This window comes from Bradyrhizobium sp. 604_D8_N2_3 (assembly GCF_051810765.1).
Taxonomy (GTDB): Bacteria; Pseudomonadota; Alphaproteobacteria; order Rhizobiales; family Xanthobacteraceae; genus Bradyrhizobium; species Bradyrhizobium barranii.
Window position 1 is genome coordinate 1232352 of sequence record NZ_JBPWPM010000001.1, and the last position, 24913, is coordinate 1257264.

Sequence of the window (24913 nt, forward strand, 5' to 3'; positions counted from 1 at the left end):
ACACGAGATCTCAATTCAGAAAAACTACCGGAACATCTCCGCCGATCGCCCGACGTTACCAGGCGGGCGCGGGATCGCGGGATTGGGATTACGCGGCGCTGGTGCGAATTGACGCGGCGGTGGCTGCGGAGAGCCGAAGCCGAAGAAATCGCGGAATGCCGGCGTTGCCTGGGCCGGCTGCTGCGGCTGCTGCACCGGCGGCTTCTTCGGCGCGAGTCTGGGCGGCGCGATCGCGGCGGCAGCGCTTGGCGTACCGGGAGCAGCAGCAGCACCATCCGGCGTCGTCGCAGCCATCGGCGTATCGCCCTTGGCCTGCTCGCGGCCGACTTCGCGGCGCGGCCAGGCATAATCATCGGCACGGCCGGCGGGCGCGGCCAGCGGCTCACCCTTCACCATCGTCTTCGCGGCGAGCGCATCGACGGCAGCGGGACGCGAACCCGGTCCGCCCAGCAATTGATCGGCCGAGATCGAGGCCGCAACCAGCGGCACGATCGGTCCCGCCAGCGGCCGCGGCGCGGGCTTGCCGGGCTCGGCGCTGGTGTCGGGGGTCGCAGGCTCGCTCGGCAGCGCAATCGGGCCGGAGCGTCCGGCGAGCAGGCGCGTGATCTCGCGCTCGACATAGTGGGCGAGCTTGCGTGCGCCGGGTTTCGTGAAATAGACGCCGTCATAGCTGCGGAGCTGGCGGATCTGGCCCTCGAAGTCCGGGCCCTTCTGGAGGAAGCGGCCGGCTTCGTCGACAAAGCCGTCCCAGACATCGACATAGGTGATGCCGGCCTTGGCCGCGCCTTCGCGGTAGAGCGAATCCAGGAACAGCATGTCCGCGGTGCCCTTGGGGCCGCGGATCGCGGGCAGGCCGACCCAGAGCACCGGAACGCCCTTGGACTTGAGAACGTTGGCCAGCTCCTCGATCTTCTTGCTGTAGAGTTCGACCCAGCGCTCGTCGCGGAATTCGTAGAGGCCGTTCGGGTTGCGCGCGGTCTTCTCCGGCGCTGCGACCGCCGGCGTGTCGGCGTTGTCGGCATCGTCCTGCGGCAGGTCGGCGTCGGCGGGCTTGTCGTCCGGCTTGGCGGCCGTGTCGGGTTTAGCATCGCCCGGCTTGGCCGGTGGCTTGGCGCGCGCGCCCTTGTCGTTCTTCTTGTCCTTGTCCGTCGCCTTGTCGGGCGCGGCCTCGCGGATCGAGATGCGGTCGTTGAGGCCGAGCATGACGACGATCACATCAGGCTTCTCGGTCTCGAGGATGCCCTTCGCTGCCGCCGCCCAGTCTGCGGGCTCACCCTTCGGCTGGTACTTGATCAGGCCGGACGTGGTCTTGTGCTTGCGGATCACGCCCATGTCGGGCTGCTCGGTGTAGGCGTCTTCGAGGCCGTAGGCGAGCCAGTCGGCCATGGCGTCGCCGATCACCAGCACGTTCTTGTCGGGCGTGGTGTCGCGCTTGGCTGGTGCCGGCGCGCGCGAAAAATCCTGGCGCGGCGCCTGCTGCTGCTGCTGCTGGAATGGCGCGAAGAAGTCGCCACCGAACCAGCCGCCGCCTCCACCGTTTCGCGGTGGCGGGGCCTGCCGCTGCGGCGGGCCGCCGAAGCCGGGGAAGTTGAAGAACTGCGCCGAGGCGGGTCCCGCAACGGAGACCAGGATCGCAAGCGCCGTCCCCAGCGCGATCAGCGGGCCGGTCTCGGTCAGCGCCTTGAACAGGGACTTCTTCGACATGCGATCTCAGGCACGCGCAATGGGGATTGGGACAGGCTCGATATAATAGCGGAATCAGGCGCCAAACGGGCAGATTCTTCTGCCATACACCGGGGAACCGCCGTCCCCGTCAAGGCGATCGGGCAATTTCCCTGTTCAGGGTTACTTTCGGGGCGGTTTTACCGCCCGCGGAGGCGATCCAGCACGTCCGAGGAGGCAAATCCGTCGGCGGGGACCCCGATCGAGGCTTGGAAATTGCGCAGCGCCTCCCGGGTCTGGCCGCCGAACTGGCCGTCCGGGGTGCCCTTGTAGAAGCCGCGCTGGGCCAAGAGCTGCTGGAGTTCCAGCCGTTCAGTGCGGGACAGCTCGCGCTCCTGCCGCGGCCAGGGCTGCACGAAGGGCTGGCCGCCGCGCAGGCGGTCGGCGAAATGGCCGATCGCCAGCGCATAAGCCTCGGCCGGGTTGTACTTCATGATGACGCGGTAATTCTGCAGCATCAGGAAGCCCGGGCCCTGCGCCCCGGCGGGCGCCAGCAGATAGGCTTTCTCGGCCGGATGCGGGAAGGGGTGGTTGGCCGGGCGCTTGAGCCCGAGCTTCTCCCACTGCGGGATCGTCATCGCCTTGGCGCGATCGGCCAGCATGTAGTTGAAGCCCTGGGGCACCACGACCTCGTAGCCCCAGGTCTGGCCGGCCTGCCAGCCGTCCTTCTTCAGATTGTTGGCGGTCGAGGCGATCAGATCGGTGGGATTGTCGACGACGTCGCGCCGTCCGTCGCCATCGCCATCCACGGCAAAGCGCTTGAACGCAGTCGGCATGAACTGGGTCGGGCCGAAGGCGCCGGCCCAGGAGCCGCGCATTTGCTCAGGCCTGAGATCGCCGCGGTTGAGGATCTCCAGCGCGGAGAGAAACTCGTCCTTGAAATAGGCCTGGCGGCGGCCGATGCAGGCGAGCGTCGCGGTCGATTGCAGCACGCTGCGGTCGCCCATCTGCGTCGAGTAATTGGACTCGATGCCCCAGATCGAGGCGATGATGTAGCGGTCGACGCCGGTAGCCTTTTCGGTGGCGTCGAACTGCGCCTTGTATTTGGCGAGGACCTCGCGGCCCGTGGCGAGGCGGTTGTCGTTCACGAGGATGTCGAGATAGTCCCAGATCGACTTGGTGAACTCCGGCTGCGAATCCATCAGATCCATGATGCGCAGGTCGGGCGACAGCCCGGCCGTGAAGCGCTGGAAATTCTCCTGCGTGATGTTGCGCCGTGCGGCATCGGGCCACATCCCCGCCACGCAATTGTTGAAGTTGGAGGCCGCTTCGCGGATCGCGGCGGCCGTCATCAACGGGTGGCCGGAGGCGCCGTCCTCGCCGGTCCATGGCAAGGCGCCGCCGGGGCCGGGCGCCGGCTGAGAGGGCGCTGGATTCGAGCCGGAGAAAATACCGCCGAACAGGTTCGACAAGCCGTTCTGCGCCTGGGCGCGCGCGCTGACAGGCAGCAGCACAGCGGCCGCAAGCATCATTGCGCCGGTCACAAATCCAGCACGTTTTGCCAGCCCTGCCACTGATTGCATCATACCCTACCTGTCCGGCCGAAAATCCGCCTTCAGGAGGCCCGGTACCGGTTGCCAATAGCTTAACAAAGGTGAAATTTTGGTGTCGGCCTTTTTCTCAACTCTGTGAGCGCGAGGCCCCACATCCGCCTTTGTTAGCGGCTGCAAACAAGCTAGCAAGATACCATTGCTCCCTTCACGTCCTCAGGTATTCGATCTGTCCCATGAAAATTCGCAAAGCCGTATTCCCCGTCGCCGGCCTCGGCACCCGCGTCCTGCCCGCCACCAAGGCGATGCCGAAGGAAATGCTGACCATCGTCGACAAGCCGCTGATCCAGTACGTCTATGACGAGGCGAGGGAAGCCGGCATCGAGCACTTCATCTTCGTCACCGGCCGCAACAAAAACGTCATCGAAGATCATTTCGACAAGATGTTCGAGCTCGACGCGACGCTCGCCGCGCGCGGCAAGAAGGCCGAGCAGGACATCCTGGCGCAGAACCAGCCGGAGGCCGGCGCCGTCAGCTTCACCCGCCAGCAGGCGCCGCTCGGTCTCGGCCACGCGGTCTGGTGCGCGCGCGACATCGTCGGCAACGAGCCGTTCGCGGTCGTGCTGCCCGATGAGCTCGTGCTCAACACGACCGGCTGCCTGAAGCAGATGATCGAGACGGCTTCAACGCTCGGCGAAAAATCCAACGTCATCGCGGTCGAGGCGGTGCCCGACCATCTTACCCATCAATACGGCATCTGCGGCGTCGGCAAGCGCACCGGCAAGATGTTCGAGGTCGACGGCATGGTCGAGAAGCCGGCCAAGGGCACCGCGCCCTCCAACCTCTCCATCACCGGCCGCTACATCCTTCAGCCGGAGATCTTCAAGATCCTGGAGACCCAGGAGCGCGGCGCCGGCGGCGAGATCCAGCTCACCGACGCCATGATCGGCCTCGCCAAGTCGCAGAAATTCTACGGCGTCGAGTTCGAGGGCGAGCGCCATGATTGCGGCTCCAAGCCCGGCTTCCTCCGCGCCAACATCGCCTACGGCCTGAAGCGGCCGGAACTGCGCGATGGGCTCATCGCGGAGATGAAGAAGTATCTGGGGCAGTAGCGCTCCACTCGTCATTGCGAGGAGCGAAGCGACGAAGCAATCCAGGCTGCCTCCGCGGAGACAGTCTGGATTGCTTCGCTTCGCTCGCAATGACGGAGGGGGCCCCTCACGCCACCAGCGATAGCTTCGGAAGGCTCGCGACCACGGACTGGTTGCGGCCGCCGGCTTTCGCCGCATAGAGCGCCTTGTCGGCGGCGGCGACCAGGACCGGCCAGTCCAGGCCGGTGGTAGGGACCAGGCCCGCAATCCCGCAGGAGACCGTCGACATCGCCTGGTCGTCGGACCAACCCTGCACCTTGCCGCGGATCGTCTCGGCGACATTGAAGGCCTCGGCGGCCGAAGTGTTCGGCAGTAGCACCGCGAATTCCTCGCCGCCATAGCGCGCGGCGCAGTCGCCGGACCGCCGCACCGAATCGGAAATGCAGATGGCGATGCCGACCAGCACCTGGTCGCCGGCCTGATGGCCGAACGTGTCGTTGTAGGCCTTGAAGTGATCGGCATCGATCATCAGCAGCGCGACCGGCGTCTTCTGGCGCATCGCGCGGCGCCATTCGACGTCGATGACCTGATCGAACTTGCGGCGGTTCTTCAGGCCGGTGAGCGCATCCGTCGTCGCCATCTCCTCGAGCTTGCGCTCGGCTTCGGCACGCCGGCCGATCTCGCGGGCGAGCACCAGCGTCGAGGCCAGCATGAACAGGATGAGCGCCAGGACTACCGCGCCGATGCGGTAGGCTTCCTTCTGCCAGAGCTCGAACACGGCGGCGAGCGGCTTGCCTGCCACCACGAACAGCGGACCCGGGCCGGTGCTGCGGACATAGAGGCGCGGCGTCGCGTCCACCGGGCCCTGGCCCGCATAGGACCCGCCGGCCTTGAGATTGTCGGCCTTCCAGCTCTGCCGCGTCCCCAGATTCTTGCCGATGACGTCGAGATCGAACGGCCGCCGCATCATGATGGTGCGATCGCGCGTCAGCACGGTGATGGTATCGTCGGGATCGAGGTTCAGGCGCTCGAACAATTCGTGGAAATAGCTGAAACGGATCGAGCCGGTGACGACCCCCAAGAAGCCGCCGTCGGTATCGCTGATGCGCCGGCTCAGCACGATGGAATAGGCGCCGCGGAACAGCATCGGACGGCTGATGAAGAGGCCGGCGTCGGGATCGTCGCGATGAACCCTGAAGTAGTCCTCCTCGCTCCGGTTCTCCGGCAGGGGATCGAGCGTGGAGGCGTCGATGGTCAGCCTGCCCTCGGCATCGAACACCTGGATGGCGCCGAAGTGCCGCGCCGTGGTGGCGTGATCGAACAGGATCAGGTGACGGATCGGCTTCGAGACCGCGTTGATCTCCGGCAGCAGCATGTTGCTGGCGACCGCCTTCAGGGAGAGATCGTAGATCTCGATGTTGCGGCTGATATCTGCTTCGATGGAGGTGGCCAGATTGTCCAGCGTCTGGCGCGCGAGGGCCTCCTCGCCGCGGCGCATGTCCAGCATGACGTTGACGCAAATGGCGGAAAAGCCGATCACCGTCACGACGGACGATATGATCAGCAGCTTCGCCGAAATCCGCCACGGCCGGCGGGTCGTGACGTCGCGCCATCCAGACTGCATCGAGTGCTCCCAACACTAGTGGATGCGCCCGAAATCTTGCGTAGTGTTTAAGCCGGGACGGCGCTGCCACAATGAGTTAAGAATTGGTTTCCGCGGGCATCGCTTTTGGGCAGCGGAGCTGGGACGAGAGGACGATTGTGAACGATTACGACGCGCTGCGGGATTACCTGATGCGGCAGAAGCAAACGGAATTCGTGCTGAGTTTCGAGCAGATCGAGGAGATCATCGGCTCGGCCCTGCCGCGGGCGGCGAATCGCGCCTCATGGTGGGACAGCCTCCGCAGCCCCGACATCCAGATGCCCCAGCGCGAAGCCTGCCTCGCCGCGGGGTTCGTCGCGACGCGGATGCCGGACGGCCAGAGCGTGCGCTTCACCAAGAAGAAGCAGCGCAGGTGAGCTGACGCTGCATGATTTTGCGCTGGCTAAGGGGGATTGTTGGCGCAGCCCTGATTGCAACAGGCGTGCTGTTCGCGCTCGCCTTCGAGGCCCGCTACTGGCGCTGGCGCGACTGCTTCAACGAGCTCGGCCGCTGCTACGACCCGGTAACGCAGGATGTTTATCTCGAACAGGCGGGAATGGTCTGGGGCGGTCTTGCCGCGATCTCGCTGGTGGTGGGATTTTGTTTGGTCGCGGGGCTACGACGCAAGCCAGGGTAGGTCAGCTGGACGCGGTGCGCCGCAAGCGCGAGACGGGGGGCGTTAGCCCAAGTGTAGAACCACGGCCTTCATTGGCGATTATGGGGCCAGCGTTCGTCATGGGCTCGTATCAGGCATCTGGTTGTCTGCCGGTCGCAGACGCGCACGCATGTGTTCTGGCGCCCTCGAACGTCACCGGCCCCGCCGGTGTAGTCGGCACATGTGCCGAGGCAATTTGCGCCTCGATCCTCGCATCGTGCGGCTGTCACTGCTTCGGCCGATGAGGCGAGGAACACTCCGGTGCCGATGAGGGTCATCGCGTAGAAAAGGTGCCGAGTCATCCGTGACTCCTGAGAAAGACGCGTGGTCTGCTCATTCTGAGAACGACAGCTGCGAGCCCAGTGACCTCGATGACGAAGCCGTTCTGGATCGAATGCTGCGTGCCATCTTTCATGGTGGTCGAGCAGGACCCATTGATCTGGATCAAGCCCGGCATGAGCGCGCCGGTGCGGCACCCCACGCTCGCTTTGCGAGCGACCCTTTCCGGGAGGAGAGCGGAAGAAGATAAGCGCTAACTCGCCGCTTCCAGCCGCACTTCCGTGAGCAGACGCATCGCCGCGTCCGCGTCCATCGGCTCGCCGAAGGCGAAGCCCTGCGCGTATTCGCAGCCCATCTGGTAGAGCTCGACCGCGTCGGAGTCTGTCTCGGCGCCTTCCGCGACCACGTCCATGCCGAGGTCATGCGCGAGCGCGATGATCGACTTCAGGATCACCGGACGGGTGCCGCGGTTGGTGGTGCGCACGAACGACTGGTCGATCTTGATGGTGTCGAACGGGAAGCGCTGGAGATAGGCGAGCGAGGAATGGCCGGTGCCGAAATCGTCGAGCGACAGCCCGGTGCCGAGCTCGCGGATGCGCGTCAGCATCTGGGCTGCGTGCTCCGGGTTCTCCATCACCAGCGATTCCGTCAATTCCAGCTTCAGCGTGCCGCGCGCCACAGAGGAGCGCGACAGCACGGTGCGGATGTCGTGGATCAGGTCGTGGCGCAAGAGCTGCCGCGAGGAGACGTTGACGGAGGCGAAGATCGGCTCGCGCGAGCGCATCGCGCGTTGCCACACCGAAAGCTGCTTTGCGGTCTGGTCGAGCACGAACATGCCGAGGTCGACGATCAGGCCGGTCTCTTCCGCGATGCTGATGAATTCCGACGGCGCCATGCGTCCGAGCTTCGGATGATCCCAGCGCACCAGCGCCTCGAAGCCGGCGATCGAACGATCCTCCAGCCGCACGATCGGCTGGTACAGGATCGTGAGCTCCTGCCGCTCGATGGCGCGGCGCAGCTCGCTCTCCAGCGTCAGGCGGTCGGTCTTTCGCGCGCGCATCGCCGGCTTGTAGACGTCGATGCGGTCGCCGCCGATGCGCTTGGAATGATACATCGCAAGCTCGGCGTCCTTGATGATCTCGTCCGTCAATTGTGTCTGCGGATCGGACAGCGCCAGCCCGATCGAGGCGGTGAGAAAAATCTCGCGGTCGTTGAAGGCGATCGGGGCGCGGATGGTCTTGCGGATGGTTTCGGCGAAGGCGGTGATGCGGGCAGGGTCCTGCTCCGAGAGCAGGATCAGGCCGAACTGGTCGCCGGCGAGCCGCGCCAGCGTGTCCTGCGGCTTCAGGATGCGGGTGAGGCGGCGGGCCAGCGTCAGCAGGATCGAGTCGCCGACCGCGATGCCGACGGAATCGTTGACCTGCTTGAAGCGGTCGAGGTCGATCACCATCAGCGTCGGCCGCAGCGTCGGCATGGTCTTGGCGAAATGCGCGACCGCACCCAGCCGGTCCATGAACAGTTTGCGGTTGGGCAGGCCGGTGAGGTTGTCATGCACGGAATCGTGCAGCAGGCGCTCCTCGGCGTTGCGCAGCTCGGTGACGTCGGTCAGCGTGCCGACCACGCGCGAGACCTCGCCGTCCGAGCCGACCACCGGGCGCGCCTTCAGCGCGAACCACATGAAATGACCGTCCGGCGTGCGCAGCCGGAAATCCTGCACCAGGCGGCCGCGGCGCTGGTCGAGCACGCTGTCGAGCGCGGCGCGGAACCGGTCCTGGTCGAGCGGATGCAGCACCTCAAGCCATGAGGCGGCCGGGCCTTCCAGCGTGCCGCGCTTGAGGCCGAGCAGGGCTTCGGTCTCCGGGCTGGTGAACACCTTGTCGGCGGAGACGTCCCAGTCCCAGATCAGATCGCCGGAGCCGGCCAGCGCCAGCGCCCGCCGCTCGATGTCGGAGACGACGCCGGTGCTGGCGCTGCCGCCGGCAAAGGCGTGCTGCATCACCGTGAAGCCGATCAGCATCACGATCAGCACGAGGCCGCCGAGCAGAGCCGGGCCGACGATGTCGTTGGTGACGGAGCCCGCGACCGTCATGCCGGCCGCGACCACCCAGACCACCAGCAGGAACCAGGTCGGGATCAAGAGCACCGCGCGGTCGAAGCCATGTGTGGAGAGGTAGACGATCAGCGCGAAGCCAGCGAAGGCGATCAGCACCAGCGACATGCGGGCGATGCCGGAAGCCACCGCCGGGTCGAACAAGGCCAGCGCCACCAGCGAACCCAGGAAGGCAAGCCAGAGCACCGTAATGTGCGAATAGCGCACGTGCCATCGACTGAGGTTGAGATAGGCGAACAGGAACACCAGCAGCGTCGCCGCCAATATCGCTTCACCCGCCGCGCGCCAGATGCGCTCGGCGTTGTTCGACATATCGAGCACCTTGCCCCAGAAGCCGAAATCGACGCCGATATAGACCAGCACCGCCCAGGCCAGCGCCGCGGCGGCCGGGAACATGATGCTGCCCTTCACCACGAACAGAATGGTGAGCACGAGCGCCAAAAGCCCGGAGATGCCGATCACGATGCCCTGGTAGAGCGTGAAGGAATTGACCTTGTCCTTGTAGGACTCGGGCTCCCACAGATAGAGCTGCGGCAGCTTGTCGGTGCGCAGTTCCGCGACAAAGGTGACGACGGCGCCGGGATCGAGCGTGATGCGGAACACGTCGGCCGTCGCGCTCTCCTGGCGCTCCGGGCGGTCGCCGATCGAGGGCGTGATGGTCGCGATGCGCGACAGCCCGAGGTCGGGCCACAGCAGGCCCGACGAGACGATGCGGTAATGCGGGGCGACGATCAGGCGGTCGAGCTGGTCGTCGGTGTTGTTGGCGAGCGCGAACACCACCCAGTTCTGGCCGCCCTCGCGGGCGCGCACCTCGATGCGGCGGACGATGCCGTCGGTGCCGGGTGCGGTGGAGACCTGGATGCGATCGGCGTCACTGCGCTGATGCTCGAGCACGCCGGTGAGGTCGATCGCGGGCGCGTCGCCGCGGACGCTGACGGCATCCAGCGCGCGCGCCTGGGATGCGGCGACGAGAATCATGAGGCCCAGCGCTATGGGCGCGAGGCACCTGATCAGACGCAAGGTCGGTTCTCCGCGTTCGACGCAAACTCTTCAGTGCAAGATGGTCAGTGCAAGGCGTTTTCCGAACGGAGCAAGATGGTTCGGCGCGTCGCGATAGATGCCACGAAAGCGAGGAAAATCAAAGGGTTTCCGCCTTGCCTGATGGGCCGTTGGCCTAGACCTCCAACACAATTTTGCCAATATGTGCCGAGGTCTCCATGCGCCGGTGCGCATCGGATGCCTTTTCCAGCGGGAAACTGCTGTCCATCAGCGGCTTGACGCGGCCTTCGCGCAACAGCGGCATCACTTTCGCCTCGATTGCGGCCACCATGGCCGCCTTGTCCGCATTACTACGGGGGCGCAGGGTCGAGCCGGTATGGGTCAGGCGCTTCACCATCACCTTGGCGATGTTGACGCTGACCTTGGGGCCGTTGAGGGTTGCGATCTGCACGATGCGGCCGTCGACCGCCGCGGCATCATAGTTGCGGTCGACATACTCGCCGGCCACCATGTCGAGGATCAGGTTGGCGCCGGTATTATTGGTCTCCGCCTTGACCACGGCGACGAAGTCCTCGGTCTTGTAGTTGATGGCGCGGTCGGCACCTAACTTGAGGCAGGCATCGATCTTGTCCTGCGATCCCACGGTGACGAACACTTTCGCGCCAAAGGCTTTCGCAAGCTGGATCGCCATGGTGCCGATGCCGGAGGAGCCGCCATGGATCAGCAGCGTCTCGCCGGCCTTCAGGCCGCCGCGCTCGAACAGGTTGTGCCAGACCGTCATCAGGGTTTCCGGCAGCGCGCCGGCTTCCTTGATCGACAGCGCCGGCGGCACGCTCATCGCCTGGGCGTCCTGCGCGATGCAGTACTGCGCATAACCGCCGCCGGCGACCAGCGACATCACCTTGTCGCCGATCTTGTGCCGTTTGGCGTTGCTGCCGACCGCCACCACTTCGCCGGCGATCTCGAGCCCCGGCAGGTCGCTGGCGCCGGGCGGCGGCGGATAGGCGCCGGAGCGCTGCGCCACGTCGGGCCGGTTGACGCCCGCGGCCTGCACCTTGACCAGGATCTCGTCGGGACCGGGCTGCGGAACGGCACGTTGTTCCGGCACCAGCACCTCCGGTCCGCCGGGCTTGGAGATGGCGACCACGGTCATTTGCGCGGGCAGCTTGTCCATGATGTGTCCTTGGATGAATGAATTCGGCGAATGGCATATCGCCTTTTTCCGCCGAAGTGAAACGACATTAAGGCCCGAACCGCGCCGCCAGATGGCTTGCTCTTTCGGGAGAGATTTTTTCGACCAGTGGACCGATCGGCGCGATCGCTGTGCCGGCGCCGCCGTCGAGCAGGTCCGCAATTGGGCCACGGGGCCAGCGTGGCGCGGCATCTTCGCCACCGAAGGCGTGCAGCACATTTTCCGACAGGCTGGGCACGATACTCCACGCCAGCACGGCGCAGGTGCGGACCAGATTGAGGGCTGTTCGCGTCACGATCGCCGCGCGAAGCCGATCGGACTTGATGGCCGTCCACGGCGCGGCATGCTGCAGGTAAGCGTTCGCCACATCCCAGATCGCACGCGTTGCGGCGGCCGCGGCACGAAACTCGAGCGCCTCGTGGTGGCGTCGCAGCGTCGCGATACGCTGCTCCAGTTCCCGTGCGAGCAGGTGCTCGGCCTCGTCAGGAGCGCCGCCTTCCGGAATCCGGCCGTCGAAGGCCCGATGGGCAAAGCTGACAATGCGATTGACGAGGTTGCCGAAGATGTCGGCGAGATCCTTGTTCACGTCGGCGACGAACCTGGCAACGTTGAAATCGGTGTCGGCGCTCTCGGGCGCGTTGGCGACCAGCCACCAGCGCCAGAGATCGGCGGGCAATTCCTCCAGGGCCTGGTCGGTAAAGATGCCCCGATTGCGGCTGGTCGAGAACTTGCCGCCCTCGTAATTGAGCCAGTGGAATCCCTTGATCACGTCCACGCTCTTCCACGGCTCGTTCGAGCCGATCAGCGTCGCCGGGAAGCTCACGGTGTGGAATGGGATGTTGTCCTTGCCGAGGAACTGGACGTAGCGGACGTCATCGGCCTGCCACCACCATTTTCGCCAGTCGCGGCTCGGCGCGGCGGCGGCCCATTCCTGGGTGGCGGCGATGTAACCGATCGGCGCGTCGAACCAGACATAGAAGACCTTGTCGGCGAATCCCTGTCGCGGAACCGGGATGCCCCAGGCCAGATCGCGCGTGATGCAGCGATCGCGCAGATCGGCTGTCAGCCAGCCTTTCGCGGTCGATACCACGAAGGAGGGCCAGCCGGAGCGGCTATCGATCCACGCGCTCAACGCTCCGACAAGTTGCGACTGGCGCAGGAACAGATGGCGGCTTTCTCGGACCTCCAGCGCCCGGTCGCCCGACAGCGCAGACCGCGGGTCGATCAGTTCGGGCGGATCGAGCAGCGCGCCACACTGGTCACATTGATCACCGCGCGCGGACGGGTCGCCGCAATGCGGGCAGGTGCCGAGCACGTAGCGGTCCGGCAGGAAGCGGCCGTCCGTGGGTGACCAGACCTGCGGCAACTTACGTTCCTCGATCAATCCGGCATCGTCGAGCCTGCGATAGAAGTGCTGCGTCAGAGCGCTGTTCTGTGGCGAGCTGGTTCGCCCGAAATGGTCGAAGGAGAGGCCGAACCGGCGGTAGATGTCGGCCTGGATTGCGTGCTGCGCGTCGCAGAAAGTGCGGACATCCTGTCCGGCGCGAACGGCGCCGAGCTCGGCCGGCGTGCCGTGCTCGTCGGTGGCGCAGATGAAGAGCACGTCGTCGCCGATCTGCCGCCTGAAGCGGGCATGGACATCGGCAGGGAGGAGCGAGCCTATGAGATTGCCGAGATGCTTGACGCCGTTCACGTAGGGAAGGGCGCTGGTGATGAGAATTTTGGTCATGACTGCGGTCTTTCGCGTTTGGTGATGCCGACCGACGAAAAATCAAAAGCCCTCCCGCATGATCGGAAGGGCTTGGGGTCGGCTCATGCCTCACGCGCGTGGACGCGCGCTTATCCCGTCCGGTCAACCTCCTTGCGGTCGGGCCGGGGCATTCGCGTCAGGTGTTGCGCGCTCGCGAAAGTCACTGCAAATTCTCCTTGTGCAGAAGCGATACCATTTCGGCTCGGAAAGCGCCAGATCGGCGTCGTTCAGGACAGGACTGCCCGGGAGGACACATGGCCATCGAGGACGACGACAAGCCGCGCAAGAAGGTCAGCCATGAAATCGGACAGGATCTCTCACTCCTGTCAGTGGAAGAACTGACCGAGCGCGTGGCGCTGCTCAACACCGAGATCGCAAGGCTCGAGGAAGCCGCCACCAAGAAGCGAGCCTCGCGCAATGCGGCGGATAGTTTTTTCAAGAAGTAGGGCCCAGCGCTCACCTCTCGTGTCCCGGACGCGGTGCAGCGCGTAGCGCTGCTCCGCAGAGACGGGACCCATGCTTCGCGCAAAACTATCTCGCGTCGTCATTCCGGGGCGGCGTGCAGCGCCGAGCCCGGAATCCATAATCACGGGCAGTTGAAACGGGCAGGCTGAGCCGGGCCACCGCATCCGCCTGTGGCTATGGATTCTCAGATGCGCAATTGCGCATCAAAGCTCGCGACTTCGTGGCGCCCCGGAATGACGAGTGCCGAGTTTGTTCCGCCGCCCCCTCGGCCAGTGACCGACATGGCTAACGAACTCTCAAAAAATTAGCTCGTTTACTTCCAATTAAGCTTTCGGGTTTATGACTGGAGCTGTCCTCGTTTGGACACCGAGTGGCTCCTGTCCACTCTGTTTGACGCCTCCCTGTTATCAACTTTCAAAGCCGCCGGTCTCCGGCGGCTCTTTTTTTGCCTTTTTGGGTCCCGTTCCGGTTGAATTCCGAGGAAAGACGCGCGGAAACCATATCCGCGCTTGTCGCTGGACTCCGCGTCCGGCTCGCGCAATGATTTGTTCATCATAAGCCGGCGCCAAAGCCGGACAGTCAGACAGTTGCGTAAGGGGCGTTAACCATGGAACGTTTGCAAGCCGAAGGTGCTCTCGTTCAACTCAGCGAGCGGTTCACCAATTCTGCGGCGTTCGGCGTCCTGTTCCGTGAGGGCATGGACCTGGTGGAAGAGACGGCCGCCTATCTCGATGGCGCCGGCCGCACCGAGGCCAAGGCGCTCGATCGCGCCGTCAGCCTCACCTATGCGACCGAGAGCATGCGCCTGACCACCCGCCTGATGCAGCTTGCCTCATGGCTGCTGCTGCACCGCGCGGTGAAGGAAGGCGAGATGACGCTGAGCCAGGCCAATCGCGAGAAGACCAAGGTCAAGCTCAGCGCCGCCGATCCCGGCCCGTCCGATACCGTCGAGAAGCTGCCCTCGCAGCTGCAGGATCTGATCCATCGCTCGATGAGCCTTCAGACCCGCGTGCGCCGCCTCGACACCACCATCCACACCCCGCCGGTCGAATACGTGGCGATCGGCAACCCGCTGGTGCCGCAGCTCAACGCGCTGAAGGCCGCGTTCGAGCGGTAAGGTCTATCAACAATCACGGTCGTCATTCCGGGACGCGCCTCTTGGCGCGGGCCCGGAATCCATAACCACGATCGGGAGTATGGATTCTCGCGACTTCGTCGCGCCCCGGAATGACGGCAAAACAAAAACGCCCCCGGTCTGACCGGGGGCGTTTTTCGTGTCCAGCCTTGCGGGCGGGATCAATCCTTTTTGAGAAAGCCCGAAAACTTCTTCTGGAAGCGCGAGACACGGCCGCCGCGATCCATCAGCTGGGCGTTGCCGCCGGTCCAGGCCGGGTGCGACTTCGGGTCGATGTCGAGGTTCAGCGTGTCGCCTTCCTTGCCCCAGGTGGAGCGGGTCAGGTACTCGGTTCCGTCGGTCATCACGACCTTAATCGTATGATAATTCGGATGAATTTCGGCTTTCATGGCAATTCCTCGGCGCCCGGCGCCTGTCTTGAGTGGCTATCGAATGACGGATTTGGCGGGGTCTATACCCCACAGGCCCCTTTAAAACAAGCCATTGTGGGCAAAGGAGAACCGGGCCGTCCCCTAAGGGACATCCCGGATTTGCCACTCCCCCCGCAGCGGCCTATGTGGAGGTAATATGTCTCCTTGGGTCCGATCTCATGAGCGCTGTGGAACGGCTTGACGACCAGTACCGCGACGAGCGCGCCGGGCCTGAGGCCCCGTCGATCGAAGCCGAGTTGATCGAGACGCCGGCGAAGGGCCGCGCGAAGCTGCGGCCGCTGCTGGCGCTCGCGCCCTATGTGGCCCGCTATCGCGGCCGCGCGGCACTCGCCTTCGTCGCGCTCACGGTCGCGGCGCTGACGACGCTACTGGTGCCGATCGCTGTGAGGCGGATGATCGATTTCGGCCTGACGCCGGAAGGCATCGCGCTGATCAACAGCTACTTCTCCGTGATGATCGCGGTCGTCGCCGTGCTCGCGCTTGCCAGCGCCTCGCGATACTACCTCGTGATGACGATCGGCGAGCGCATCGTCGCCGACCTCCGGCGCGACGTCTTCGCGCATCTGCTCTCGCTCTCGCCGGCCTTCTTCGATTCCGCGCGCAGCGGTGAGCTGGTGTCGCGGCTCACGGCCGACACCACCCACATCAAGTCCGCGGTCGGTGCCTCCGTCTCGATCGCGCTGCGCAATCTCATGATGTTCTTCGGTGCGGCGGCGATGATGGTGATCACCAGCCCGCGCCTCTCCGGCTTCGTGCTGCTCGCCATTCCCCTGATCGTGCTGCCGCTGGTCGCGTTCGGGCGCTGGGTGCGGCGTCTGTCGCGCAATGCGCAGGACACGCTGGCCGATGCCTCCGCCTATGCGGGCGAGTTGGTCGGCGCCATCCGCACCGTGCAGGCCTATACCAGCGAAGGGCTCGCCGAGAAGCGTTTTGGCGGCGAGGTCGAGCAGGCCTATGAAGCCGCGCGCACCTCCACGCAGGCCCGCGCCGTGCTCACCGCCATCATCATCTTCATCGTGTTCGCAAGCGTGGTCGCGATCCTCTGGATCGGCTCGCATGACGTCCTGATCGGCACGATCTCGCCGGGCCGGCTCGGCCAGTTCGTGCTCTATGCGGCGTTTGCCGCGGCCGGCCTCGGCCAGCTCAGCGAGGTCTGGGGCGAAGTCTCGGCCGCCTCCGGCGCCGCCGAGCGGCTGTTCGAGATCCTGCATGTGCGGCCCGAGATCACCGCGCCGGCGTCACCGCGCGCGCTGCCCGTGCCGGCGCGCGGCGAGGTCGGCTTCGACCAGGTCAGCTTCGCTTATCCGGCGCGGCCTCACGTCAATGTGCTCGATGCCGTGTCGTTCACCGTGCGCCCCGGCGAGAAGGTCGCGATCGTCGGGCCCTCAGGCGCCGGCAAGAGCACCATCTTTCATCTCCTGCTGCGCTTCTACGACCCGCGGGGCGGCGCGATCTCCCTCGACGGCGTGCCGGTCAAATCCGCCGACCCGCGCGATTTCCGCTTGCGCATCGCACTGGTGCCGCAGGAATCCAACGTGTTTGCCGCGAGCGCCCGCGAGAACATCCGCTTCGGCCGGCCCGATGCGACCGATGCCGAGGTCGAGCGTGCCGCCGAACTCGCGCATGCCGCCGAGTTCATCCGCCGCCTGCCCGAAGGTTTCGAGGCCCCGCTCGGCGAACGCGGCGTCACGCTCTCCGGCGGCCAGCGCCAGCGCATCGCCATCGCGCGCGCGATCCTGCGCGATGCGCCGCTCTTGCTGCTCGATGAAGCGACCTCCGCGCTCGATGCCGAAAGCGAGACGCTGGTGCAGACCGCGCTGGAAGAGCTGATGCGACACCGCACCACGCTGGTGATCGCCCATCGTCTCGCCACCGTCCTCTCCTGCGACCGCATCCTGGTGATGGACCAGGGCAAGATCGTCGAGCAGGGCACGCACGCGGAGCTCGTCGCCAAGAACGGGCTCTATGCGAGGCTCGCGAGGTTGCAGTTCGAGGGGGCGTGAGGGGCTCCTGACTGTCGCCTCACTGACGGTGTCATCACCCGCGAAATGTTTAGCCCGGAGACATGGCTGACACCTGTTCGGACACATCACTGACAGGTTGGCCATTGGTCAAGTCGATCGATGCGACCTGCCAGCTGGCGAAGAAGATTCCGTAGTGGCCGTCACGATCCAGCGGCCGGATGGCAAGGCGTTCGCGGGCGAAGGCCTGGGGAACTTTCCAGAAGTGTCCCTTGAAGGAGATGTAGGGTCTTGTCGATGAGACCCTGCGCACGATCTCGCCGCTGTCGTATTCGACGTTCGGAACGCGGGCCGGCATGGGGCGAGCACTTGGCCGGAAGCGATCGGCAGGGACCTGCATATCGAGGCCTTGGTGAGGCCGCTCCAGATTGTAGACCGGCCGCCAGGCGTCGAAGGCGCGCTGGACTTCCGGGAGAGTTCGGAAGCGGCGCATTGCAAACACCTCGGCCTTCAGGGTGCGATGGAAGCGTTCGTTCTTGCCGCGGGCCTGTGGGTGGCATGGCCTTGCGTGCACCACCCTGACGCCAAGCTTGAGCAGCCACACCTTCAGTCCGGTCCAACGAATGCCGGACGTATCGCCCCAGGGTGAGCCATTGTCGGTGTAGAAGGCCTCCGGCAGGCCATAGCAGCGGAACGTCGTCGACAGGTGATTCTGCACGGTGAGGCGCTGCTCGTCGGCACATGCCTTCAGGCACAGCACGTAGCGCGAGTGATCGTCGACGATCGTTAGCGGATGGCACCGCGTCCCATTGGCGAGCGGCAGGTGACCCTTGAAGTCCATCTGCCACAGCAGGTTGGGAGCTTCCTTCTCGAACCGGTGGCCCGGATTGGGCGGCGCATTCTCACTCGGTTTGATCCGGTCGTTCCGACACAGGATCTGGTGCACCGTTGATGGCACAGGCACCGTCTGCCCGCCCCGCTTCAGGCAATGGGCAATCTTCCGTGCTCCCCAAGCCGGATGCTTGTCGCGTACAGCCAGGACTTCTGCCTCGACCGCAGCCTCACTCCGCTTGGGCATCGCATGCGGGCGCCGGGAACAGTCGGCCAGCTCCCGATCGCCGGCCTGCCAGCGCGCCAGCCACTTGTAGCCGACGTCAGGACTGATGTTGAACCGACGGCACAGTTCGCGCCGGTTGGCGCCCTCCTGCAAAGCCAGCCGCACAAACTCGTGGCGCTGATCCATCACTGACACCTCGCTCCAAGGCATGGACGGCCTCCCGAATCGGACCAATCCAGCCAATGTTGATGTGTCAGCTATGTCTCCGAACACCCGTCAGTGATCTGTCCGGGCTAAACAAGAAAGCGGGTGATCCAGTATTCCAGAGACAGTAGTGGGATTCGGAGAAGTCGCGGCGTACTGGATGTCTCGGTCCCGGCTCCGCCAAGGCTACGCCGAGGCCCACACGAGCGCTCGGCACGCCGAAGCTTCAGCGAAGGCGGCAAGCCGGGGCATGACAGCGGAGGGGGGCGGCAGCAAACCTCGTCACGCCCGCCATGTCATCTTCAGCACCGGCCGTCCCGAGGTCGGGTTCAAATCGTCTCCGGCATGGGCAAAGCCGTTGCGCTCGTAGAATCGGATGGCGCGGGCATTGTCCTTGTTGACGAGCAGCGTGACGCCCGACGGTGACAGGCGCTTGGCCTCATCCACCAGCAGCCTGGCCGCATCCGAGCCCCAGTGCGCGGGATCGACCACGAGCTGGTCGAGATAGCCTTCGCCGTCGATGGTGACGAAGCCGGTCAGAACGCCGTCCGCTTCTGCGACCACGATCGAGGCTTTCGGCACCAGATCCTTGCGCCAGCGCTCGCGCCACCAGTCCAGCCGCGCGGCGAAATCGATCTGCGGATAGGCTTGCTGCCAGGTGCGATGCCAGAGGTCGATCGAGGCGGTTTCGTCCTCGGGGCGGTAGGGGCGGAGGCGGAGGGCGCTCACTACCGCTCCGTCAGCTTCAGCTCGATGCGGCGGTTGCGCTTGTAGGCCTCTTCCGTGTTGGCGGTGTCGAGCGGCTGGAATTCGCCGAAGCCGGCTGCGACGAGGCGCTGGGCGGGCACGCCGAGCGAGATCAGATATTGCACCACCGAGATCGAGCGCGCCGCGGACAGGTCCCAGTTCGATTTGAAATTCGCGCCGCTGACCGGGCGTATGTCGGTGTGGCCGTCGACGCGCAGCACCCAGGGGATTTCGCTCGGGATCTTCTTGTCGAGATCGATCAGCGCGGTCGCCAATGTGTCGAGCTCGGCGCGGCCCTCGGGCAGAAGTGTCGCCTGGCCGGTGTCGAAGAACACTTCGGACTGGAACACGAAGCGGTCGCCGACGATGCGGATGTCAGGGCGATTGCCCAGAATGGTGCGCAGGCGGCCGAAGAACTCCGAGCGATAACGCGACAATTCCTGCACGCGCTGCGCCAGCGCGACATTCAGGCGAGACCCGAGATCGGCGATGCGGTTCTGCGATTCCTTGTCGCGCTTCTCGCTGGCGTCGAGCGCCTCCTCCAGCGCGGCCAGTTGCCGGCGCAGCGCGCTGATCTGCTGGTTCAGCACCTCGATCTGCGCCAGCGCCCGCGCCGAGACCGCCTTCTCCGAGTCCAGCGCCTTGCCGAGCTCGGTGGTCTTGCCCTGGGCGTCGTTGCCGGCAGCGGCGAGGCCGTCATAGAGGCCCTTGATGCGATCTCGCTCGGTCTCGGCCGAGGCGAGGCCCGCTTTCAATTGCGAGACCTGGTCGTCCAGCGTGAGCTTGCCGAGCTTCTCCAGCGACAAGAGCTCGTTGAGCTGGGCGATCTTGGCGTTGAGCTGCTCCAGCGCCTTGTCCTTGCCGGTGACCTCCTGCGACAGGAAGAACTGCACGACCAGGAACACCGACAGCAGGAACACGATCGACAGCACCAGCGTCGACAGCGCGTCGACGAATCCGGGCCAGTAGTTGAAGCCGGCTTCGCTGCGGCGGCCGCGGGCTAGAGCCATTGTCGTCTCCGTTCTCTCGTGTCCCGGACGCGCTGCAGCGTGCAACGCTGCTGCGCAGAGCCGGGACCCATTCCTTGTTTCTCTGGGCCCCGGCTCAGCAGCGCATCACTGCGTGCTGCGCTGCGTCCGGCGCACGATACTTCTTGCGCGGCTCAGCCCTTCTCGGGCTGGCGCGCGATGCGCTCCAGCAGGCGGCGGATCTCGCGGTTCTGCTCGCCCTGGCCGTCGGCCCATTCGCGGATCATCTGCTGCTCGGTCCGCATGTGCGAGACCAGCGCCTGGATGGCTTCGGCAAGGCTCGCCATTGCCGCCGTGGTGCCGCGGCTGGCGCTGCCTTCCTCGAGCACGGAGCGTAAGCGCTCGACGGCGGCCTGGAGCTCGCCGCTGGCAACGCCGCCGCTGCCACCGGCGGCTGCGACCGCAACCTCGCCGTGGCCATATTCGCGCACGGTAGTGGCGAGCCAGTCTTCGAGGTCGGTGTAGAAGCGGTTCTGGGCCTGGCTCGATTGCAGATCGAGGAAGCCGAGGATCAGCGAGCCGGCGAGGCCGAACAGCGAGCTCGAGAACGAGATGCCCATGCCGCCGAGCGGGGCGGCGAGGCCCTCCTTCAGCGTGTCGAACAGGGCGCCGGAATCGCCCCCGACCTTGAGCCCGTCGATCACCTTGCCGACCGAACCGACCGTCTCGATCAGGCCCCAGAAGGTGCCGAGCAGGCCGAGGAAGACCAGCAAGCCGGTCATGTAGCGGGAGATGTCCCGGGCCTCGTCCAGGCGGGTCGCGATCGAATCGAGCAGGTGCCGCATGGTGGTCTGGGTGATCGTCATCCGCCCGGTGCGCTCGCCGCCGAGGATCATGGCCATCGGCGCCAGCAGTTTCGGGTGCCGGGACGGCGCCAGGCCGGGATCGGCGATGCGGAAATTGTTGACCCAGGAGACTTCGGGGTAGAGCCGGATCACCTGGCGGAAGGCCAGGATGATGCCGATGAACAGCACGCCGCCGATCAGGGCATTGAGGCCGGGATTGGCGAAGAAGGCCAGGATGATCTGCTTGTAGAGCACCACGCCGACCAGGGTGCACAGCACCAGAAAGACCAGCATCCGCACCAGGAAAACGCTGGGCGAGGATAGCTTGGTATATTCGATATCGATGGGGGAGCGGGGCGAGGCGCCTGGCGGCATGGCCGGTATCATCCGTTACGAACTTGCTTGCGGGGCGCACTATGGCACAGCGGCAGCCCAAAAAAAGCGCCGGATGTGCCGATTTCGTGGAGAGCTCTCGGAACCCAAAGCTGAAACCGCGCTTTGATAGAGGCGCAATTTGCAAAACTTCGGCATTCCGCAGGCTTAGGTCGGATTTTTTGCATGGTGACGAATCCTGGGGAGTGGCCGTCATCGCGCTCTTGCTCGCGGTCCGGATGGCGCTCGCCTGGGTGGCGCGGCAGCATCTGCGGCGCGGTCGATCCTGTCTGGACCTCAGAGCCCGCCGGGCCGGTGGCAACGCCCGAACCTGCCCGTTCCTTCCGCCGCCGCCACAACGAGACCTGATCAACGGAGTGATCGCATGAGCGTCGTTTCCGCGATCTTCGGGACTGCCGAACGCGTGCCGCTGCCGGACGTCGTGATCCGCGCCGCGATCCAGCGCCTGTGCTCGCGCACGGCGACGCGCATGTCCGCGTTGGGCGCGGCCGACGATGCCGCCTTCGCCGGGCGGATGATCCTGCGGCCGATCGCCGGGGACGCGGATGCCGTCAATGCCGGGCATGACGAGGTGCCCGCGGCGTTCTTTGCGGAGGTGCTCGGCCCCAACCGCAATTATTCGTCCTGCTTCTACAAGTCCGATGCGAGCACCCTGCAGGAGGCGGAGGAGGAGGCGCTGCGCCAGACCGTCGAGCACGCCGGTCTCGCCGACGGCCAGACCATCCTCGAGCTCGGCTGCGGCTGGGGCTCGCTGTCGCTGTGGATGGCGCGGCGGTTCCCGCATGCGAAGGTGACGGCGGTGTCGAACTCGCAGGCCCAGCGCGCCTATGTCGAGGAGCAGGCGCGGCTGCGCGGGCTGTTGAACCTGCGCGTGGTCGCCGCGGACATGAACGTGTTCGCGCCCGATGGGGAGTTCGACCGCATCGTCTCGGTCGAGATGTTCGAGCAGATGATGAACTGGCGCAAGCTGATGACGCGCGTGCGGTCCTGGCTCGCGCCTGACGGGCGCTTCTTCATGCACATCGTCACCCATCGTTCCGGCTCTCATCTGTTCGACCGCGCCAATCGCGAGGACTGGATCGCGCAGCATGTCTTCATGGATGGATTGATGCCGAGCCATCACCTCGTCAGGCAATTCGGCGACGTCTTCAGGATCGAGAAGGAATGGTGCTGGAGCGGTACACACTATCAGCGCACCGCGAACGACTGGCTCGCCAATTTCGATGCGCATCGCGACACGATCGAAGCGTCCCTGCGCAGCGTCCATGGCGAGGAGACCGCTTTGTGGATGCGACGCTGGCGCTGGTTCTTCCTCGCGACATCAGGGCTGTTCGGCTACGCCGATGGCAGCGAATGGGGTGTCAGCCACTACCGGATGAAGGCGGGTTAGGGCGAGTACACGTCAATTTCGCGCCGAAGATCAGGGAAGGGTATGAGGTTCGCGGCGCCCCTGATAGGCGCGATAGCGGACCTCGCCAGAGGTCCGGGTTGGGTCCAAAAGGCGGGTGAATGTGATGAGGCTGCGCGGCGCCAACACATCTGAATGCCTCAGGAAAGCCATTGTGACCCACTGACCCCTGGTCAATGACATAACGTCTTTTCCCTTTCCGGCCCGGGTTTGATCTAGCGCAAAGCGCTGAGATGTTTTCACGCTAATGTAATTTTTTCTCAATGACTTCATTGGAGGCTGCAATGATCATTGAGCGCTTGTCCCGAGAACATCGCAATATCGAGACACTGCTCGCCGTCCTCGAGCGCGAGCTGGAAATTTTCGATCGCGGGGACCGCCCTGACTACGAAGTTATTCGCGCGGTTATCAGCTATTTCGAACTCTATCCCGAGATGTACCATCATCCTCTTGAGGAGCTGGTCTTCGCCAAGCTAAAACGTCGCGATCCCGCTGCGGCTGCAAAGATCGGTAACCTCACACTTGAGCACCAGAAGGGGACCGAGCGTTTGCGCCGCGTCGCTCAAGCGGTCGATTACGTCCTCGCGGATCGTGAAATCCTGCGGCAAAATGTGGACAAGGTCGTTCGCGATTTCATAGAGAGCGAGCGGCGTCACATCATGATGGAAGATCGTGATTTCTTTCCTGCCGCCCTCAAGGCTTTAGAGCCTCAGGATTGGACCGAGATCGCTTCTGCTTCAATCAATCATGAGGACCCGCTGTTTAGCGAGGCTGCCGAAGAAACCTTTGACACGCTACGAGCACGGATCTTGCAGTTAGAGCAGGAGGCTGAAGCCGGCCGACATTAGTCGAGCGAGCGTTGCTCTCGCGGGTGACGTCGGCTTCGGATCACGCGCATAACGCTTTGATCGTCTTTATGGGTACACACCCTCGTAACGTTCCGTTGCGATCTTCTGTCGCAGCTCGCGGTGATGGAACCCGACTCACAATCCGGTGAGTCCCGAAAAGCGCCCTGAACTCAGCATGATAGGTCATGTGGCATTGAGCCGCCCGCGCAATGCGTTGCGTCGCAGCAAGTACCTTCTATCTTGACGGCATCAGCCGCATGGAATCGCCCAGAACGGGTTCGCGCGGAGCGTGATTTCAGTTTCAACAACATCGGGGCACTTAACTTCATGTCAGGACTTCGCGCGCGATCGGCATGCGTTGCAATGATGCTCGCGGCCCTTACGCCGCTGCTCGCGGGCTGCGACGAATCCGTCTCTGCGGTGTCCGCTGCCCAGCCCGCCGATCCTGACGTCAGCATCGTCATCGTCAAGCCGCAGCCGCGCGCCGTGGTGCGCGAGCTGCCGGGCCGCATCGCGCCGACGCGCGTCTCCGACGTGCGGCCGCGCATCTCCGGCATCGTGGTCGAGCGCCTGTTCCGTCAGGGCAGCGAAGTGAAGGCCGGCGATGCGCTCTATCGCATCGATCCGCGTCCGTTCGAGGTCGAGGTGATGGCCACCGAGGCGGCCGTCGCCAAGGCCGAGGCCGGGTTGATGCAGGCGAGACAGCAGGCGCACCGCATCGCCACCCTCACCAAGGATCGCGCTGCCCCAGAAGCCGAGAACGAGAAGGCGATCGCGGCCGAGCGTCAGGCCCATGCCGAGGTCGAAGGCCGCAAGGCGGAACTCGCGCGCGCCAAACTCAATCTCGACTACGCCACCGTGCGCGCGCCGATCGACGGCGTCGTCGGTGCGGCGCTGGTCAGCGAGGGTGCGCTCGCGGTGCAGAACGAGACCAACCTCGCCAGCATCCAGCAGCTCGATCCGATCTATGCCGACTTCACCCAGTCGGTGACCGAGCTCAACCAGCTCCGCCGCGCCTTCGAGAGCGGCGACCTCGAGCGCATCGCCGCCGATGCCGCCAAGGTGCGCCTCGTGCTCGACGACAACACCCTTTATTCGCTCGACGGCAAGCTGCTGTTCTCGGACGCCAAGGTCGATGCCCATACCGGCCAGGTGACCCTGCGCGGCGAATTCCGCAATCCCAAGCGCGAGCTGCTGCCGGGCATGTATGTCCGCGTCCGGATCGACCAGGGACTCGACAGCGACGCAATCGCGGTGCCGCAGCAGGCGATCCAGCGCAACGGCGGCGGCGGCAGCGAGGTGTTCGTCGTCAAGGACGACAACCACATCGCCGTGCAGCCGGTGCGCACGGGCTCGGTGCAGGACGGACTCTGGTTCGTGACCGAGGGCCTGAAGGCCGGCGACAAGGTCGTGGTCGAAGGCTTCCAGAAGTTCGCGGCCGGCGACAAGGTGAAGCCGCAATCCTGGTCGGAAGCGGACGCCACCGCGGACAATCGGCACGCCCAGAAGCTGACGCGGTAA

The 24913-nt window shown here is 65.0% G+C and carries 21 protein-coding genes; 10 read left to right on the forward strand and 11 right to left on the reverse strand.

All coding sequences use genetic code 11. From position 1 onward, the window contains the following. Nucleotides 1-24: 24 nt before the first annotated feature. Nucleotides 25-1704 carry an SGNH/GDSL hydrolase family protein gene (locus AB7245_RS05815; protein WP_085401854.1) on the reverse strand — a complete coding sequence of 560 codons (1680 nt, stop codon included), beginning with the start codon at nt 1702-1704 and terminating at the stop codon, nt 25-27. Between the two features lie 158 nt (nt 1705-1862). Continuing rightward, the gene (locus AB7245_RS05820; protein ID WP_245344109.1) at nt 1863-3194 is read right to left on the reverse strand and encodes a lytic murein transglycosylase; all 1332 of its coding nucleotides are present in this window, start codon (nt 3192-3194) and stop codon (nt 1863-1865) included. 254 nt (nt 3195-3448) lie between these two features. Here AB7245_RS05820 and galU point away from each other — a divergent pair, with 254 nt between their 5' ends. Further along, nucleotides 3449-4324: a UTP--glucose-1-phosphate uridylyltransferase GalU gene (galU, locus tag AB7245_RS05825; protein WP_014498169.1), complete on the forward strand. Its 876-nt coding sequence runs from the start codon at nt 3449-3451 to the stop codon at nt 4322-4324. Nucleotides 4325-4430: 106 nt separating this feature from the next. Here galU and AB7245_RS05830 read toward each other — a convergent pair whose 3' ends face one another. Next, on the reverse strand, nt 4431-5927 hold the full coding sequence (locus tag AB7245_RS05830) for a sensor domain-containing diguanylate cyclase (protein ID WP_085401853.1): 1497 nt from the start codon (nt 5925-5927) through the stop codon (nt 4431-4433). A 137-nt stretch (nt 5928-6064) separates the two neighbouring features. Here AB7245_RS05830 and AB7245_RS05835 point away from each other — a divergent pair, with 137 nt between their 5' ends. The 3 genes from AB7245_RS05835 (at nt 6065) to AB7245_RS05845 (ending at nt 7136) form a co-directional block, all read left to right on the forward strand. Continuing rightward, on the forward strand, nt 6065-6322 hold the full coding sequence (locus AB7245_RS05835) for a DUF7662 domain-containing protein (RefSeq protein WP_028148420.1): 258 nt from the start codon (nt 6065-6067) through the stop codon (nt 6320-6322). Nucleotides 6323-6333: 11 nt separating this feature from the next. Continuing rightward, nucleotides 6334-6582 (forward strand): hypothetical protein, encoded by a 249-nt coding sequence (locus AB7245_RS05840; RefSeq protein ID WP_144030762.1) that lies wholly within the window; start codon nt 6334-6336, stop codon nt 6580-6582. 389 nt (nt 6583-6971) lie between these two features. Further along, entirely contained in the window at nt 6972-7136 is a 165-nt protein-coding gene (locus tag AB7245_RS05845; RefSeq protein ID WP_439033926.1) for a hypothetical protein, read from the forward strand. On the opposite strand, the gene AB7245_RS05850 is transcribed toward AB7245_RS05845, so the two are convergent. The 3 genes from AB7245_RS05850 to metG form a co-directional block, all read right to left on the reverse strand. Next, nucleotides 7133-10009, reverse strand: a complete 2877-nt coding sequence (locus tag AB7245_RS05850) for an EAL domain-containing protein (protein WP_085401851.1) — start codon at nt 10007-10009, stop codon at nt 7133-7135. The two genes, AB7245_RS05845 and AB7245_RS05850, sit on opposite strands and share 4 nt — an antisense overlap. A gap of 154 nt (nt 10010-10163) precedes the next feature. Then, the gene (locus tag AB7245_RS05855; protein ID WP_085401850.1) at nt 10164-11162 is read right to left on the reverse strand and encodes an NAD(P)H-quinone oxidoreductase; all 999 of its coding nucleotides are present in this window, start codon (nt 11160-11162) and stop codon (nt 10164-10166) included. Between the two features lie 67 nt (nt 11163-11229). Beyond that, the gene (metG, locus tag AB7245_RS05860) at nt 11230-12909 is read right to left on the reverse strand and encodes a methionine--tRNA ligase (RefSeq protein WP_085401849.1); all 1680 of its coding nucleotides are present in this window, start codon (nt 12907-12909) and stop codon (nt 11230-11232) included. Between the two features lie 275 nt (nt 12910-13184). Between metG and AB7245_RS05865 the strand changes: the two genes are divergently transcribed. Beyond that, a complete protein-coding gene (locus AB7245_RS05865; RefSeq protein WP_085401848.1) occupies nt 13185-13376 on the forward strand; it encodes a DUF1192 domain-containing protein in 192 nt (63 codons plus the stop codon). A gap of 626 nt (nt 13377-14002) precedes the next feature. Continuing rightward, nucleotides 14003-14512, forward strand: coding sequence for a protease adaptor protein RcdA (gene rcdA / locus AB7245_RS05870; RefSeq protein WP_028148425.1), 510 nt, complete (start codon nt 14003-14005; stop codon nt 14510-14512). Nucleotides 14513-14691: 179 nt separating this feature from the next. Here the strand turns inward: rcdA and rpmE are convergent, their stop codons facing one another. Beyond that, nucleotides 14692-14919 carry a 50S ribosomal protein L31 gene (gene rpmE, locus AB7245_RS05875; RefSeq protein ID WP_007599895.1) on the reverse strand — a complete coding sequence of 76 codons (228 nt, stop codon included), beginning with the start codon at nt 14917-14919 and terminating at the stop codon, nt 14692-14694. 200 nt (nt 14920-15119) lie between these two features. Here rpmE and AB7245_RS05880 point away from each other — a divergent pair, with 200 nt between their 5' ends. Beyond that, nucleotides 15120-16964: an ABC transporter ATP-binding protein/permease gene (locus AB7245_RS05880; RefSeq protein ID WP_439033927.1), complete on the forward strand. Its 1845-nt coding sequence runs from the start codon at nt 15120-15122 to the stop codon at nt 16962-16964. A 49-nt stretch (nt 16965-17013) separates the two neighbouring features. Here the strand turns inward: AB7245_RS05880 and AB7245_RS05885 are convergent, their stop codons facing one another. The 4 genes from AB7245_RS05885 to AB7245_RS05900 all read right to left on the reverse strand — a co-directional run bounded on the left by AB7245_RS05885 (nt 17014) and on the right by AB7245_RS05900 (nt 21118). Then, nucleotides 17014-18189: an IS481 family transposase gene (locus AB7245_RS05885; protein WP_085398134.1), complete on the reverse strand. Its 1176-nt coding sequence runs from the start codon at nt 18187-18189 to the stop codon at nt 17014-17016. Nucleotides 18190-18465: 276 nt separating this feature from the next. Further along, nucleotides 18466-18912, reverse strand: coding sequence for a GNAT family N-acetyltransferase (locus AB7245_RS05890; RefSeq protein ID WP_085401775.1), 447 nt, complete (start codon nt 18910-18912; stop codon nt 18466-18468). Beyond that, complete coding sequence (locus AB7245_RS05895; RefSeq protein ID WP_085401776.1) at nt 18912-19940, reverse strand: peptidoglycan -binding protein; 1029 nt, start codon at nt 19938-19940, stop codon at nt 18912-18914. The genes AB7245_RS05890 and AB7245_RS05895 overlap by 1 nt, the downstream gene beginning before the upstream one ends. A 152-nt stretch (nt 19941-20092) precedes the next feature. Next, nucleotides 20093-21118: a flagellar motor protein MotA gene (locus tag AB7245_RS05900; protein ID WP_085401777.1), complete on the reverse strand. Its 1026-nt coding sequence runs from the start codon at nt 21116-21118 to the stop codon at nt 20093-20095. Between the two features lie 382 nt (nt 21119-21500). On the opposite strand from AB7245_RS05900, the gene AB7245_RS05905 reads away from it, so the two are divergent. From AB7245_RS05905 to AB7245_RS05915, 3 genes are all read left to right on the forward strand, one after another. Next, the gene (locus tag AB7245_RS05905) at nt 21501-22526 is read left to right on the forward strand and encodes an SAM-dependent methyltransferase (protein WP_085401779.1); all 1026 of its coding nucleotides are present in this window, start codon (nt 21501-21503) and stop codon (nt 22524-22526) included. Between the two features lie 302 nt (nt 22527-22828). After that, nucleotides 22829-23392, forward strand: coding sequence for a hemerythrin domain-containing protein (locus AB7245_RS05910; RefSeq protein WP_063981018.1), 564 nt, complete (start codon nt 22829-22831; stop codon nt 23390-23392). 327 nt (nt 23393-23719) lie between these two features. After that, the gene (locus tag AB7245_RS05915) at nt 23720-24913 is read left to right on the forward strand and encodes an efflux RND transporter periplasmic adaptor subunit (protein ID WP_094184113.1); all 1194 of its coding nucleotides are present in this window, start codon (nt 23720-23722) and stop codon (nt 24911-24913) included.

What these genes read in the sequence shown, in the direction of transcription:
- AB7245_RS05880 (WP_439033927.1), top strand. Translation starts at nt 15,120, where the DNA reads ATGAGCGCTGTGGAACGGCTTGACGACCAGTACCGCGACGAGCGCGCC.
- AB7245_RS05840 (WP_144030762.1), top strand. Translation starts at nt 6,334, where the DNA reads ATGATTTTGCGCTGGCTAAGGGGGATTGTTGGCGCAGCCCTGATTGCA.
- rpmE (WP_007599895.1), bottom strand. Translation starts at nt 14,919, where the DNA reads ATGAAAGCCGAAATTCATCCGAATTATCATACGATTAAGGTCGTGATG.
- rcdA (WP_028148425.1), top strand. Translation starts at nt 14,003, where the DNA reads ATGGAACGTTTGCAAGCCGAAGGTGCTCTCGTTCAACTCAGCGAGCGG.
- AB7245_RS05845 (WP_439033926.1), top strand. Translation starts at nt 6,972, where the DNA reads ATGACGAAGCCGTTCTGGATCGAATGCTGCGTGCCATCTTTCATGGTG.
- AB7245_RS05900 (WP_085401777.1), bottom strand. Translation starts at nt 21,118, where the DNA reads ATGCCGCCAGGCGCCTCGCCCCGCTCCCCCATCGATATCGAATATACC.
- AB7245_RS05865 (WP_085401848.1), top strand. Translation starts at nt 13,185, where the DNA reads ATGGCCATCGAGGACGACGACAAGCCGCGCAAGAAGGTCAGCCATGAA.
- AB7245_RS05895 (WP_085401776.1), bottom strand. Translation starts at nt 19,940, where the DNA reads ATGGCTCTAGCCCGCGGCCGCCGCAGCGAAGCCGGCTTCAACTACTGG.
- AB7245_RS05820 (WP_245344109.1), bottom strand. Translation starts at nt 3,194, where the DNA reads ATGATGCTTGCGGCCGCTGTGCTGCTGCCTGTCAGCGCGCGCGCCCAG.
- galU (WP_014498169.1), top strand. Translation starts at nt 3,449, where the DNA reads ATGAAAATTCGCAAAGCCGTATTCCCCGTCGCCGGCCTCGGCACCCGC.
- AB7245_RS05915 (WP_094184113.1), top strand. Translation starts at nt 23,720, where the DNA reads ATGTCAGGACTTCGCGCGCGATCGGCATGCGTTGCAATGATGCTCGCG.
- AB7245_RS05885 (WP_085398134.1), bottom strand. Translation starts at nt 18,189, where the DNA reads ATGCCTTGGAGCGAGGTGTCAGTGATGGATCAGCGCCACGAGTTTGTG.
- AB7245_RS05905 (WP_085401779.1), top strand. Translation starts at nt 21,501, where the DNA reads ATGAGCGTCGTTTCCGCGATCTTCGGGACTGCCGAACGCGTGCCGCTG.
- AB7245_RS05855 (WP_085401850.1), bottom strand. Translation starts at nt 11,162, where the DNA reads ATGGACAAGCTGCCCGCGCAAATGACCGTGGTCGCCATCTCCAAGCCC.
- AB7245_RS05815 (WP_085401854.1), bottom strand. Translation starts at nt 1,704, where the DNA reads ATGTCGAAGAAGTCCCTGTTCAAGGCGCTGACCGAGACCGGCCCGCTG.
- AB7245_RS05910 (WP_063981018.1), top strand. Translation starts at nt 22,829, where the DNA reads ATGATCATTGAGCGCTTGTCCCGAGAACATCGCAATATCGAGACACTG.
- AB7245_RS05830 (WP_085401853.1), bottom strand. Translation starts at nt 5,927, where the DNA reads ATGCAGTCTGGATGGCGCGACGTCACGACCCGCCGGCCGTGGCGGATT.
- metG (WP_085401849.1), bottom strand. Translation starts at nt 12,909, where the DNA reads ATGACCAAAATTCTCATCACCAGCGCCCTTCCCTACGTGAACGGCGTC.